11 protein-coding genes are annotated in these 13,817 nt (G+C 75.2%); 9 read left to right on the top strand and 2 right to left on the bottom strand.

The features are described 5' to 3' along the window. The first annotated feature begins 77 nt into the window (after nucleotides 1–77). The 6 genes from BLW85_RS02620 to BLW85_RS02595 are packed head-to-tail and all read left to right on the top strand — an operon-like array spanning nucleotide 78 to nucleotide 8,247. Complete coding sequence (locus tag BLW85_RS02620) at nucleotides 78–1,052, top strand: UbiA family prenyltransferase (RefSeq protein WP_074990337.1); 975 nt, start codon at nucleotides 78–80, stop codon at nucleotides 1,050–1,052. Further along, nucleotides 1,049–2,419, top strand: coding sequence for a protoporphyrinogen/coproporphyrinogen oxidase (locus tag BLW85_RS02615; protein ID WP_074995942.1), 1,371 nt, complete (start codon nucleotides 1,049–1,051; stop codon nucleotides 2,417–2,419). The genes BLW85_RS02620 and BLW85_RS02615 overlap by 4 nt, the downstream gene beginning before the upstream one ends. Continuing rightward, nucleotides 2,406–3,989 (top strand): class I adenylate-forming enzyme family protein, encoded by a 1,584-nt coding sequence (locus BLW85_RS02610; RefSeq protein ID WP_244174797.1) that lies wholly within the window; start codon nucleotides 2,406–2,408, stop codon nucleotides 3,987–3,989. Before BLW85_RS02615 ends, BLW85_RS02610 begins: the two co-directional genes overlap by 14 nt. 60 nt (nucleotides 3,990–4,049) lie before the next feature. Beyond that, nucleotides 4,050–4,859, top strand: a complete 810-nt coding sequence (locus tag BLW85_RS02605; RefSeq protein ID WP_070029321.1) for a class I SAM-dependent methyltransferase — start codon at nucleotides 4,050–4,052, stop codon at nucleotides 4,857–4,859. Beyond that, the gene (locus BLW85_RS02600; RefSeq protein WP_074990332.1) at nucleotides 4,856–6,544 is read left to right on the top strand and encodes a CoA transferase; all 1,689 of its coding nucleotides are present in this window, start codon (nucleotides 4,856–4,858) and stop codon (nucleotides 6,542–6,544) included. The genes BLW85_RS02605 and BLW85_RS02600 overlap by 4 nt, the downstream gene beginning before the upstream one ends. Then, nucleotides 6,541–8,247 carry a class I adenylate-forming enzyme family protein gene (locus tag BLW85_RS02595; protein ID WP_074990330.1) on the top strand — a complete coding sequence of 569 codons (1,707 nt, stop codon included), beginning with the start codon at nucleotides 6,541–6,543 and terminating at the stop codon, nucleotides 8,245–8,247. The genes BLW85_RS02600 and BLW85_RS02595 overlap by 4 nt, the downstream gene beginning before the upstream one ends. On the opposite strand, the gene BLW85_RS02590 is transcribed toward BLW85_RS02595, so the two are convergent. Further along, nucleotides 8,210–9,376: an erythromycin esterase family protein gene (locus BLW85_RS02590; RefSeq protein WP_074995941.1), complete on the bottom strand. Its 1,167-nt coding sequence runs from the start codon at nucleotides 9,374–9,376 to the stop codon at nucleotides 8,210–8,212. The genes BLW85_RS02595 and BLW85_RS02590 overlap by 38 nt on opposite strands. Nucleotides 9,377–9,485: 109 nt before the next feature. On the opposite strand from BLW85_RS02590, the gene BLW85_RS02585 reads away from it, so the two are divergent. The 3 genes from BLW85_RS02585 (at nucleotide 9,486) to BLW85_RS02575 (ending at nucleotide 12,469) form a co-directional block, all read left to right on the top strand. Continuing rightward, nucleotides 9,486–10,229, top strand: a complete 744-nt coding sequence (locus BLW85_RS02585) for a TioE family transcriptional regulator (RefSeq protein WP_074990328.1) — start codon at nucleotides 9,486–9,488, stop codon at nucleotides 10,227–10,229. Nucleotides 10,230–10,289: 60 nt separating this feature from the next. Continuing rightward, entirely contained in the window at nucleotides 10,290–10,907 is a 618-nt protein-coding gene (locus BLW85_RS02580) for a GNAT family N-acetyltransferase (RefSeq protein WP_074990326.1), read from the top strand. Between the two features lie 200 nt (nucleotides 10,908–11,107). Beyond that, the gene (locus tag BLW85_RS02575) at nucleotides 11,108–12,469 is read left to right on the top strand and encodes a cytochrome P450 (protein ID WP_074995940.1); all 1,362 of its coding nucleotides are present in this window, start codon (nucleotides 11,108–11,110) and stop codon (nucleotides 12,467–12,469) included. On the opposite strand, the gene BLW85_RS02570 is transcribed toward BLW85_RS02575, so the two are convergent. Further along, nucleotides 12,466–13,773: a cation:proton antiporter gene (locus BLW85_RS02570; protein WP_079172234.1), complete on the bottom strand. Its 1,308-nt coding sequence runs from the start codon at nucleotides 13,771–13,773 to the stop codon at nucleotides 12,466–12,468. The genes BLW85_RS02575 and BLW85_RS02570 overlap by 4 nt on opposite strands. Nucleotides 13,774–13,817 lie beyond the last annotated feature (44 nt).

The raw sequence follows: 13,817 nt of genomic DNA, 5'->3' as shown, positions 1-13,817 counted from the left end.
GCCGGGCGCCACGCCGTCCGCGCCGCGGAGCGCCGGACCCGAACACCCGTACGCAGACACCATTCGAAAAGGTCCCCATGACCGACAGCATCACGGCCGCCCGTCCCGCGGCCACCGCCCACGGCCGCGGCCGGCTGCGCGCCTACGCGCGGCTCGGCAAGCTCGACGTGTACGACTACTACCTCGGCATCTTCCTCGCCCTCGCCGCCACCCTGTTCCCGCTCGGCGCCTTCACCGCCGGCCGGGCACTGGTCCTCGCGCTCTTCCTGGTCGGCGAGATCGCCGTCCTGATGGCGATGGTCGCCCTGGACGACGTCACCGGCTTCCGCGACGGCAGCGACCTCGCCAACTACGGACCCGACAACCCCCTGCGCAGCAAGGCGCGCAAGCCCCTGGTCGCCGGCGCGCTGACGGTGCCCCAGGCGCTGCGCTTCGCCTGGACCAGCGCGGCGGCCGGCGCGGTGCTGTGGGCGGCCGCCGTCGCCGTCGCCCCGCACCGCCCGCCGTGGGCGCTCGTCGCGGCGGCCGCGCTGTTCGTGGTGTCGCTCCAGTACTCGTACGGTCTGAAGATCAGCTACCACGGCTTCCAGGAGGTGTTCCTGGTCGCCCTCGGCGCCGTGCTGGTCATCGTCCCGTACGGGCTGCTGACGGGGGAGTACTCCGGGTTCCTGATGGTGCAGGCGGTGCTGTTCGGGTTCGGGCCGCTCATGTTCGGTGTCTACTCCAACACCAACGACGTCGCCGGCGACCGGGCCGTGGGCCGGCCCACCGTGGCCGCCCTGGTCTCCGAGCGGGGCAACGCCGTCTTCATCGCGGCGCTGTCGGCCACCGAGTTCCTCATCGGCGCCCTCGCCTCGCTCACCGGCACCGCGCCCTGGTGGTTCGTGCCGCTGATGCTCCCCGCGACCGCGCTGCGCACCCGCCAGTACCTGACCGGGTTCGTCCGCGGCGACATCATGACCGCCCGCCGCACCGGGTTCGCGGTGCACCGGCTCAGCGTGGTCCTGATGACCGTCGCCAACCTGCTCGCCGGATGGGGGGCCACCCGATGACGCCCGAACTCGACGTCGCCGTCGTCGGCGCGGGCATCGCGGGACTGACCGCCGCCCACGAACTGCGCCGGGCAGGGCTCACCGTCCGGGTCTACGAGCGGCTCCCCGAGGTCGGCGGGCGGATGCGCAGCCTGCGCCACCAGGGCTGGACGATCGACACCGGCGCGGAACAGGTCGCCTCCCGCGGCTACCGCGCCACCTGGCAACTGCTGCGCCGGCTCGGCGTCGGCGTGGAGGACGTGCCCCGGGTCGGCGGCGGCGTGGCCGTCTGGCGCGGCGGGCGCGCCCATCCCGGCGTCGGCGAGGGTACGGCCGTGCTCACCGGCGCCGGTCTGTCCGCCCGCGCCCGGCTCGACCTGGCCGCCTTCTCCGCCTGGGCCGGCCGCCGCCGTGCCGGGTTCGACGGCGACCGGCCCGAGCGCGGCCCGCTGGGCGCCGCCACCGTCCGGGAGGCGACCGCGCGCTACCACCGCGACCTGCACGACTACCTCTTCCAGCCGGTCGCCGGCTGCTTCTTCGGCTGGGACACCGCGCGCTCCGCCGCCGCCCCGCTGATCAGCCTGCTGCTGGAGGCCGGAGCACCGTCCGCCTGGCGCACCTACCGCGACGGCATGGACTTCCTCGCCCGCCGGCTCGCCGCCGACACCGAGGTCGTCACCGGCCACGACGTGCGCGAGGTCGTCGACGAGGGCGGGCACGCCGTGCTGCGGTTCGACGACGGCGAGGTCACCGCGCGGGCCGCGGTGCTCGCCGTGCCCGCCCCCGTCGCGGCGGCCCTGCGCCCCGAAGCCCCCGCCGACGAACGGCCGTTCCTCACCGCCTGCACCTTCACCCCCATGATGAAGGTCGGTTGCCTGCTGGACCGCCCGCTCGTCCCGCCCGCCCGGCGCCCCGTACACATCCTGCTCACCCCGGCCGCCGAGGAACAGACCCTCTCCGGCGTCGTCGTGGACCACGCCAAGGACCCCGGCCGGGCCCCCGCCGGACGCGGCCTGATCACCCTCGTGGCCGGTCCGCGCCGCGTCCCCGAACTGCTGGACGCCGACCCGGACGAGGCCGCGGAACTGCTCGTCCAGGCCGCCGAGCGCTACGTCCCCGGCATCGGCGGCGCCCGCCGCCACCACTTCACCCACACCTTCCGCCACGGCCTGCCCGAAGCCACCCCGCAGGCCCTCGGGGAACGCGCCGCGTTCCTGGCCCGGCCGGTGCGCGCGGTGGAGTACGCCGGCGACTGGGTGATGCTCCGGCCCGCCTCCGAAGGCGCCGTGCGCGCGGGCGCGCTCGCCGCGTCCCGCGTCCTGAGCAGGCTCGGACGACACCGCCCGGCCGGCCCCCACCGAGAGGAGGACACCGTTGCGACCGCATGACATGGGCACCCTGTTCGACGAGGCGGCGGCGACCGGCGCCCCGACCGTCGTCCACCTGGACCGGCCCTTCGACATCGCCCCGCACGACGGAACCCGCTGGACCCTCCCGGAACTCGCCCACCTGGTCCGCGCCACCGCCGCCCGGCTCGCCGACGCCGGAGTGCGGCCCGGCGACCGCGTGGCCATCGTGAAGGACAACCACTGGGACCACGACCTGCTCGGCTGCGCCGTGGTCCGGCTCGGCGCCGTCCCCGCGCTGCTGTCCGCCCGGCTGGAGACCCCGGACCTGCTCACCCTGCTGGACCGGCTCCGGCCCGCCGCGCTCGTCACCACCGCCGCCCTGCTGGCCCGCTGCCGGGACGCGGCGTCACACGCGCCGGCGCCACTCCTCGTCACCCTCGACTCCGCCGTACCCGGCGCCCTCCACCTCGCCGGCCTCGACGCCACCCGGCCCTGCCCCCCGGTACGGCGCTCCCCCGACGAACCCCTCGTCATCCACCACACGTCGGGCACCACCGGACTGCCCAAACTGGTGACCCACTCCACGCGCACCCTCGTGGACAAGCTCGCCCGCTTCGAGGCGGTGCGCTACCCGGGCATCGGCATCCGCCCGGACGACGTCCTCCTCAACGCCGGCGCCTACGCCCACGGGCGCGCCTTCTGCTGGACGGCGGTCGTCCTCTCGGTCCCGCCCGCCGAGATCGTGCTGCTCAGCGGGGACGACCCGGACACCGCCGATCCACTGCTGCGGACCCACCCGCCCACCGTCGTCGAGGCCACGCCCGCCACCTACGTCCGGCTGCGGCCGCTCACCACCCGGCTCGACAACCCCTTCCGCCGGGTCCGCCTCTACATCAGCACCTACGACGCGGTGCACCCGCCGACCCTGCGCGCCTACCTGACCGCGAGCCGGCACCGCCGCCCGCTGTGGATGCAGGGCTGGGGCCAGACCGAGACCGGACCGCTCACCTTCCGCTTCCACACCCGGCGCTCCGCCCTCGCGGCGGACGCCGAGTCCACGGCACGCCGGCTGGGCCGCCCGGTGCCGGGCCGCACCCGGCTGCGCGCCGTGGACCCGGACACCCTGCGGCCGGTGAAGCGCGGCCGTCCCGGACTGCTCCTGGTGCGCACCGCCGCCCTCGCCCAGGGCTACGTCGGCGAGGACGAACGCTGGGCCGCCAAACGCGTCGGCGACTGGTGGTCCACGGGCGACATGGGCGTGCTCCACCGCGACGGCAGCGTCAGCGTCCTGGACCGCGAGGTCGACAGCCTGCCCGGCATGAGCTGCCTGCGGACCGAGGACGCGCTGGAGCAGCGGCTGCCCCAGGCCCTGGAGTGCGTGGTCCTCGGCCTGCCCGACGGCGATCCGCTGCCCGTCGTGGTCACCGCCGACGGCCGGCTGGACCCGGACGCCTGGAAACAAGCCACGTACGGGCTACCGGCGTTGCGTGACCCGGCCGTCCTCACCTGGGACGATGTGCCCCGCACCGGCACCGGCAAGGTCCGCCGCGCCGCCCTGTCACGACGGCTCACGGGGTCAGCGCCGGCCGGCACCGGCCGCTGGACCTGACAGCCCGACCCGCTTCGACTGGCCGGTCACCGGCCAGCGTCGACGAAAGGAAACCCCTTCATGACACCGCCGGCTCCCGCCCGAGCGGTCTTCGACAACGGCACCGCGCACAGCCGCGACCAGCACCGCTGCCTGGAGGCCGCCTACGACCCGGTGACCCTGCCCCGGCTGGCCGCCGCCGGGGTCGGCCCGGGCTGGCACTGTCTGGAGATCGGTGCGGGCGGCGGCAGCATCGCGCGCTGGCTCGCCGACCGGGTCGCCCCGGACGGCTCGGTGCTCGCCACCGACCGCGACCCCCGCGACCTGGTGCCCGGCCCGCGCCTCCAGGTCGCCGCGCTCGACGTGGCCCGCGACCCGCTGCCGGAGGAGACCTACGACCTGGTGGTGGCACGTCTGGTCCTCCAGCACGTACCGGACCGCGACACGGTGCTGCGGCGGCTCGTCCGCGCACTGCGGCCCGGCGGCCTCCTCCAGATCGACGAGATCGACGCCTCCTACGAGCCGCCGCTGCTGACCCCGGACGCGGCCACCGAGGAGCTGTACGTCCGGTTCCTGCGCGCCAAGGCGGCCGCGCTGCGCGCCGCGGGCGGCGACCCGCACTGGGGACGCCGGGTGCCGGCCGCCCTGCGCGCGGCCGGCCTGACCGGCATCGACGTCCACCTGCACATCGACGTGCGCCACGCCCAGGACCCCGGCCTCGGGCTCCAGTTGAACCACACCCGCAACCTCCGGGACCGGCTGCTGGCCCAGGGCATGACCGACGACGAGCTGGACCGCGTGGGGCGGTTGATGCGCGACCCGTCGTTCCGTGCCGCCTCCAGCGTCTTCTACTCGGTGCAGGGCCGCCGGCCCGGCGAGGGGCGCGGGTGACGACGCCTCTTCGCACCGCCGCACACCCGGCGGTCGCCACCGCCGTCGCCGACCGGCTGCTGCGGCGCACGGCGCGCCCGGTGGAGGTACGGCACACCCTCGACTGGGCGGGCCCGGTCGGCATGGACCTGCCCGACGAGCGCGCCGTGCAGGCGGCCTGCGGTCTCATGCACGTCCACGGCCGGGCCACGGGCGGCCCCGTTCCGCTGGCCGTCGACTACGCCTCGGTGGTGGCGGGCGTCCTCGCGGCCCAGGGGGCCACCGCGGCCGGGATCGGGCGGGCCCGGGGGCTGGACCTGCGCGAGGCGCACACCTCGGTGGCCCAGGGGGCGCTGCTGGCGCTCGGCCAGTACCTGGCCGCCGCCACGGCCGACGGTCTGGAACAGCCGGAGGCGTCCGAGCCCGGACTGGCGACGCTGGACACCTCCGACGGTGCCCGCGTGGAGGTGGAGACCCTCGACCCGTCGGCCTGGCGGGAGTTCTGGGCCCGGCTCGGGGTGCCCGCCCCGCTCGCCGGCCGTGGCTGGCTGCCCTTCCAGCAGCGGTTCGCCACCGCCGTCTGCCCGTTGCCCGACGAGCTGCGGCAGGCCGCCCTCGGCCGGACCCTGGCGGACCTGCGGGCCGCCGCCCACCACAGCGGCGTCAGCCTCCTCACCGTCGGCTCCGACCCCGCCCCGCCCGTCCACCCGGCCCCCTGGCGGCTCACCCCCGCACCGGCGCGCCCCGACGGGGGCGTGCCCGCGCCGCGCCCCGCGGTCCACGCGCCGGGCGCCGCCCTCCCCCTGACCGGGCTGCGGGTGGTGGAGTCCACCCGCAGGGTGCAGGGCCCGCTCGCCGGGCACGTCCTGCGGATGCTGGGCGCCGAGGTGATCCGGATCGAACCCCCCGGTGGCGACCCGATGCGCTGGCTCGCCCCGCTCGCGGGCGGCATCTCGGCCCGGTTCACCGCACTCAACGCGGGCAAACGGGTGGTCGAGGCCGACCTCACCACCGCGCCGGGCCGGGACACCGTGCGCGCGCTGACCGCCGAAGCCGACGTCTTCCTGCACAACTGGGCCCCCGGCAAGGCCGGCCGGCTCGGCCTGGACGACTCCGACCTGCTGCCCGCCCGCCCCGCCCTGGTGTACGCCTGGGCCTCCGGCTTCGGCGACACCCTCGGCGACCGGCCGCCCCTGGGCACCGACTACCTGGCCCAAGTGCACAGCGGGCTCGCCGCCGCCGTACGGCCGTACGGCGAACCGCCGGCCCCCTCCCTGATGACCCTCACCGACGTGCTCGGCGGACTGGTCTGCGCGCAGGGCGTGCTGGCCGCGCTGGCGGCCCGGGAGCGGACCGGGCGCGGCTGCCGGGTCGACTCCAGCCTGGTCTCCGCCGCCGCCCTGATCCCGCGTCCCGCGCGCCGGACCCGCTGGACGCCGCTGGACCGGCCGCTGCCCACCGCCGACGGCCACCTGTACCTCGGCCCGGAGGCCCGCGCCCACCCCGAGGCGCTGCGTGGACTGCTCGACCGCGGCCGCACCACCGAGGAGTGCGCGCTCCGGCTGGCCGCGCACGGCCTGACCGCCACCCCCGTCCGCACCGACCTGGCGGCCCTGGCCCGGGACCCGGCCTTCCGCACGGCGGTCGCCCCACCGGACCGGGTCACCGGACACGCCCGCCCGCACGCGCCCTGGGAGTTCGCATGACGACCGTGGTCCCCGCCGTCCTCCCCGCGGGCCGGGACGGACACCGGGTATGGACCTCACGCGCCGGGGTGCCCTTCCCCGACCTCGTGCCCCGCGCCCGGCGGCAGGCCTGGGTGCGGGCGGGCCTGTGCCCGGACAGCGATCTGTACACGCTGTTCACCGCCCGGGTACGGCAACACCCGGACCGCACCGCCCTGGTGGACGACGCCGGGACGCTGTCCTACGCGGCCCTGGACGCCGAAGTCCGCCGGATCGGCGCCCTGTTCACCGAGGCGGGCCTCGGCGGCGGCGACGTGGTGGCGCTGCGGCTGCCCGACGGACGCGACGCCGTGGCCGCGGAACTCGCCGTGTACGCCATCGGCGCGGTGGCCCTGCCGCTGCCCCCGGGCACCGACGACCGCGACACCCGGGCCCTGCTCGCCCGCGCCCGCGCCCGCGGCGCCGTCCTCGCCCCGGCCCACCGGACCCGGGCCGTCGCCGAACTCCCGGACCTGCGCACGGTGTTCGTCCCCGGCCCGGGCCACGACCACGTGCCGGGCCTGCACGCACCAGGGCCCCGGGGCCCCTGGACACCCCGGCGGCCCGACCCGTACGGACCCGCCCGCATCCTGGTGTCCTCCGGCTCCGAGACCGAGCCGAAGATGGTCGCCTACAGCCATCACGCGCTGGCCGGCGGCCGGGCCCGTTACGTACGGTCGCTGCACCCCGACCCCGCGGTGCCGCCCCGCCACCTCGTCCTCGTCCCGCTGGCCTCCTCCTTCGGCTCGCTCGGCACACCGGTCACCCTCGCGGTGCTCGGCGGCACCCTGATCGTGCCGTCGGCGTTCGACCCGGCGGGCACGCTGCGGCTGATCGCGGAGCACCGTGCGACGCATCTGTTCGCGGTGCCCACCATGCTGCGCCGGATCGCCGAACTCCCGGTGCGACCGGGCGAGGACACCTCGTCGTTGCGGTCCGTCGTCTCCAGCGGCGCCGCCCTGCCCCCGGCCGTCGCGGAGGCGTGCCGGCGGCGCTTCGGCCGCCCGGTGGTGACGGTCTACGGCTCCTCGGACGGCGTGAACTGCCATACGGCGGGGGAGAGCCACCCGCCGGGCGACAGCGTCGGCACCCCCGATCCCGCCGTCGCCCGCATCCGGATCACCGGCCCCGACGGCGCACCGCTGCCCTCCGGGCACAGCGGGCAGATCGAGGCCCTGGGACCCATGACCCCCATGTGTTACGTCAACGCGCCCGATCTGGACGCGCGTTACCGCACCCCCGACGGCTGGGTCCGCACCGGCGACCTGGGCCGGCTGGACGAGCACGGCCGACTGCACGTGCTGGGGCGGCTCAAGCGCATCGTCGTACGCGGCGGCCTCAACATCAGCCTCGCCGAGGTCGAACACGAACTGGGCGGTCATCCCGCCGTCGCGGAGGCGGTGTGCGTCCCGGTGCCCGACCCGGACCTCGGCGAGCGCCTGTGCGCCTGCGTCCGCCCGGCCCCCGGCGCCCCCACCCCCACCCTGGCGGACCTCACGGCCCACCTGGGAGCCCGCGGCCTGTCGCGGCGCAAGCACCCCGAACTGCTGCTGACGGTCGACGAGATGCCGCTCGGCCCGACGGGCAAGATCTCCTACCAGACGCTCATGGCCCGCGCGGCCCGGCACGCGGGCCGGCTCGACGCGCCTAACCCCGCGCGACGTCCCCGGCCAAGACGTCCTTGACGAACACGAGGCCGTCGCTGTCCGCGAGGTGGGCGGGGTCGAACGGGGCGTACCCGAACCACGGCGACGCGCGGTGCGCCGGACGCCCGTCGCCGAGGACGGTGGCCAGCCGCGCGGTGTCGACCACGCAGCGGTCCTCCGGGAGCGCGTACAGGAGACCTTCGAGGGTGTCCGGGGCCGGGGTGTCCACGCCCCGGTGCCGGATGGTGCCGAGGGCGGTGGGGACGAAGGCGTAGGCGTCGCCGAGCCGCGCACTCACCAGCGCGCCCGCGCTCCACCACTCCACCGGCCCCTGCCACATCCGCATCGAGCTCTTCTCCCGCTGGAGGTGGGAGTTGTGGGCGTGGACGAGCACCGGGCCCCGCTCGGCGAGGGCGCACAGGTTGCGGGCCATCATCAAATCCCGCAGGGCGCACAGCCGCGTCATGCGGGCGGGTGAGGTGTCGGCCGTCCCGTGGTGGAAGCGCAGCAGCCCGGTCGCGGTGCGCGCGTACAGCCGCGCCCGGTCCCACTCCTCCCGCGTGGACACGGCGCGCAGGTGCGGTGCGTGCGCGTCGAGCAGGGCCACCAGGTCGTCGGCGAGCAGCCGCAGTTCCCCGGCCTCGGCCGACCGCCCCACGGACCGGGCCGGATCCGTCATCGCGGCGGGCTCGGTCCACCGGTCGTCGGCGCCGAGGAGGTGGTCGAGCGTCTGCGCGGTGCAGGGGAGCAGCCGTGCGTCGACCCGCTCCGCGAGGTAACCGTGGAGGGCGGTCAGGGCGCCTCGGGGGCTCGCGCCGCCGGTCGTCTCCAGCGGACCGTCGAATCCGGCGAAGCGCACCTGCTCGGACGGGGACCGGCCGTCGTTGTACGCCCGCATCCAGCGCACCAGTTCACGGTTGGCCGGGAAGGCGCCCCAGCCGTGACCGAATCCGTGCTCCATGACGTGGTCGAGCGTGCCCGTGCCCGAGGTGACGTGACCGTCCACGACCAGTCCTCTCAGGCAGTCGCTCTCGATCGCGATGGTCCGGTACCCCTCCTCCTCGACGAGCTGCCGGAAGAGTTCGTTGCGCAGCCGGAGCAAGGTGTCCTCGCCGTGGGTGGGCTCGCCCAGGGCGAGCAGCCGGGGCCGGCCCGGGAGCAGCCGCATGACGGAGGCGGCGTCGACGGCATGGATGGTGTTCTCGATGTCGGCAATCACGGCTTCAACGCTATCGTTGAAGCTTCGGTGTAAACTTTTCCGCGCTACTGTCGGCCGCATGGCGCAAAACCCTCAAAACGGCAAGCGGCTCAGGCCGGTCGACCTGGCCCGCGCGCACGGTCTGTCCACCCAGGCCGTCAGGAACTACGAGGCGGACGGCATCCTCCCGGCCGCCGATCGCACCCCGCACGGCTACCGCACCTACACCCCGCTGCACGCGGCCGCCCTGCGCACCTTCCTCGCCCTGGTGCCCGGCCACGGACACCGGACGGCGACGTCGATCATGCGAGCCGTCAACCAGGGCGCGACCGACGAGGCGCTCCGCCTCGTCGACGAGAGCCACGCCCAACTCCTCGACGACCGCCAGACCCTGCGGGCCGTGGAACGCGCCCTGCGGGACCTGGCGCCCACCCCGCCGCCCGAGCCCGGTGCCGACGCCACGCCGCGGTCCGGCCCGGCCGGCACCTTCATCGGTCCCCTGGCGGGACGCCTCGGCATCCGGCCCGCCACGCTGCGCACCTGGGAGCGCGCGGGGCTCGTCAGCCCGCGCCGCGACCCGCGCACCGGCTACCGCGTCTACGACGAGGCCGACGTGCGCGACGCCCACATGGCCCACCAACTCAGGCGCGGCGGCTACCTGTTGGAGCAGATCGCCCCGCTGATCGCCCAGGTGCGGGCGGCCGGCGGGCCGGAGCCGCTGGCGACCGCGCTGCGCGACTGGCACGCCCGGCTGTCCGCCCGGGGCCGAGCGCTGCTGACCGGAGCAGCGGAACTGGACGCGTACCTCCGGCTCCGTGGCTGAGCCGGCCGCCCGGCGGATAACCGGAGGACGCCGGGTGGGGCGGCCGTACACAAGGTGGCAATGGCTGATCACCAGCGGAACGCGCCGCGCCCCGACTTCCTCGACAAGCCCACGCTCACGGGCGAGCGGGTGCTGCTCCGGCCCGTCACGGTGGACGACGTACCCGCGCTGCTGCCGATGTTCCGGGACGCCGGGACGTCCCGGCTGACCGGCAGCCACGACGGCGGGGAGACCGACGAGGCGCGGATACGCGGCTGGTACGACACCCGCCGGGACCAGGACGACCGGCTGGACCTCGCCGTCGTCGAGCGGGCGACGGGCCAGGTCGTCGGTGAGGCCGTCCTCAACGAGTGGGACCCGTCCAACGAAAGCTGCGGTTTCCGCATCTGCCTCGTGCCCGGCACCCGTGGACGGGGTCTCGGCACGGAGGCCACCCGGCTGATCGTCGGCCACGGCTTCGAGCGACTGGGCCTGCACCGCGTCTCGCTGGAGGTGTACGCCGTCAACCCGCGCGCCCGCCGCGTCTACGAGAAGGCGGGGTTCGTCGCCGAGGGCGTACTGCGGGACGCCCTGCTCTGGGAGGGCGAGCGAGTGGACGCGACGGTCATGTCGATCCTGGCACCGGAACGGTTCCGCCACCGTGGCCGGCCGGAGTCGGCCGGGCACCCGCGCATCTGACCGCGGCGGGTCCTCCGCGCCGGGCCCGACGCCCGGACGAGTGAGACCGGGCCGGGCCTACCACGCTGAGCGCTGCTTCCGTCACACTCGGTACGTGCCGTGACGGGGGCGAAAGCCGTCGAGGTCCGCGTGTGGTCGACCGTGTCGCCCGGCACGCCACCCGGACCGCCACGAGTGCCGTCCCGGCCGAAGGAGCGCTGATGACCGCTGCCGCCCGCCCCGCGCCCCCACCGGTCGCGCGGGGCCGCCTGCCCCTGATCGGCCACGGCCTGCACATGTGGCGCAGGCCCCTGGAGTTCCTGGACACCCTCACCGCCTACGACCCGATCGTGGCGGTCCATCTGGGCCCGAAGCCGACCTACGTCCTCACCAGCCCCGACCTCGTCCACCGCGTCATGGTGAGCGACGCCGCCGACTACGCCAAGGGCCGCTCGTTCGACAAGCTCCGCGACTACCTCGGCAACGGCCTCGCCACCTCCGAGGGCTCCTTCCACCTGCGTCAACGGCGCCTGATGCAGCCGGCGTTCCATCACACCCACATCGCCCGCTACGCCCGGACGATGGCGGAGACGGCCACCGCCCGTGCCGCGTCCTGGCGGCTGGGCCAGGCCATCGACGTCACCCGGGAGATGTACGACCTGTCCCTGGCCGTCCTCACCTCGACGCTGTTCTCCACCACGCTGGACGAACGGCTCGCGGCCGAGATCCGCCGCACGGTGCCCCTCGTCCTGCGGGGCATGTACACCCGTGTCCTGGACCCCACCAACCTCTGGCAGCGGCTGCCCACCCCCGGCAACCGCCGCCTCGCCGACGCGCACCGCCGCCTGCGGAACGTCATCGACCACCTCATCGACGCCCGCCGCGGCAGCCCGCCGGACGGGGAGCCCGACCTGCTGACGCTGCTCCTGAGGGCCGAGGACGCGTCCACCGCGGACACCATGACCTCCCAGCAGGTGTACGACGAGGTCGTCACCCTGCTGGTCGCCGGCACCGAGACCGTCGCCGGCGGACTGGCCTGGCTCTTCCACGAACTCGGCCTGCACCCGGACGCCGACCGCGAGCTCTACGAGGAGGTCCGGCAGCAGTCCGGAGCGCCCTTCGACCTCGACCGGCTCGGTCGACTGCCCTACACCAGGCGGACGGTGGACGAGGCACTGCGCGTCCGCAACCCCGGAGGCATCACGATCCGGCGGGCCGTCACCGATGTCGAACTCGGCGGCCACCACTTCGAGCGGGGCACCGAGTTCATCTTCAGCGCCCTGGTGCTGCACCGGAACCCGCGCTGCTTCACCGACCCCACCCGCTTCGACCCCGACCGCTGGCTGCCCGACCGGCCGGCCGCCCCGCGGGGAGCCTTCATCCCCTTCGGCGCGGGAAGCCACCAGTGCATCGGCGAGTCGTTCGCCCGCGCGGAGATGACGGCGACGGTCGTGGCCGTGGTGGACCAGTGGCGCCTCGAACCCGTCCCGGGCAAGCGGGTCCGGGGAGTCATGACCTCCACCAACCACCCGCGCGACCTCGTCATGACCCCGCGGCCGCGCACGACGGCGGCACGTCCCTAGCCGCCGCCCTCGCCCCCTCCCCGAGGAGAGGGGGCGGGTCGGGCCGTCGCGGCGGTGCGCCGCCCGTCGTCGTCCGGGTGCCGAGCCGCCTGACGCCGGTCCAGGAGCGTCAGCACGGGAGCCGTCATCACCGTGGTCACCAGGGCGACGATGACCAGGACGCCGAAGAGGGCGGGTGAGGCGATGCCCGCGCTGAGGCCGACGTTGATGGCGATGAGCTGCATCAGCCCGCGCGCGTTCATCAGCGCGCCCACCCGCAGGGCGATCTCCGGCGGCTCGCCGAGCATCCGCGCGGCCGCCCAGCAGGCACCGAACTTGCCGATGATCGCCACCGCCACACAGGCGACGGTGAACAGGAGCAGACCACTGCCGGACAGCAGCGTGAAGTCCGTGTTGAGCCCCGAGTAGGTGAAGAACAGGGGCAGGAACACGATGCGGCTGATCGGTGCGATGGCCGCCACGGCGCGGGTCACCACCGGGTCGCGGGGGAAGGCCACGCCGAGGCTGAAGGCGCCGAACACGGCGTACAGGCCGATGCGGTCGGTGTACCAGGCGGCGAGGAACAGCAGGAGCACGGTGACCAGCAGCATGTGCTCCTCGGTGAGCCGTCGCGCCCGCTCCAGGGCCCTGGCCCGGACGCGGAGGAAGACACCGAGGAACACGGCGAGTCCGACCGCGCCGGCCACGGCCAGCAGGAACGTGTCCGCGTTGCCGCCCGCCATGCTCAGCACCATCGCCAGCAGCACCCATGCCACGGCGTCGTCGAGCGCGCCGGAGGCCAGCGCGACCGAGCCGAAACGGGTGTCGGTCAGGCCGCGTTCGGTGATGATCCGGGCCAGCATCGGGAACGCGGTGATGGCCACGGTGACCCCGACGAACAGCGCGCCCACCGCGGGCGAGACACCGTCCGGGTAGAGGTCCACCGCACCGTGCGCCGCCCAGGCCAGCCCGGAGCCGAACAGCAGGGGCACGACGATGCCGGCCGCGGAGACGGGCACCGCCGTGCGGCCCACCGACCGCAGCCGGTCGGTCCGGAACTCGTAGCCGGACAGGAACATGAAGACGACGAGACCGACCTGCCCGGCCACGTACAGCACGGGTCGCATCTCGTCCGGGAACAGGGATTTCTCCAGGCCGGGGGAGAGGAGGCCGAGAACGGACGGCCCGAGGGCCACCCCGGCGACCATCTCCCCGACCACGGGCGGCTGGCCGAGGCGACGCAGGAGCAGACTGACGAGACGGCAGACGGTGAGGATGACGGCCACGGCCAGGAAGAACGCCGGGCCCATCTCGGTGGTCGACAACGATGACTCCTGGGGGAGGAGACCTATGGAGAGACCTTCGGAGG

This window comes from Streptomyces misionensis, assembly GCF_900104815.1.
In the GTDB taxonomy this organism is placed as follows: Bacteria; Actinomycetota; Actinomycetes; order Streptomycetales; family Streptomycetaceae; genus Streptomyces; species Streptomyces misionensis.
Note: the sequence above shows the minus strand (reverse complement) of the source record. Positions and strands in the feature narration are given on the sequence as shown.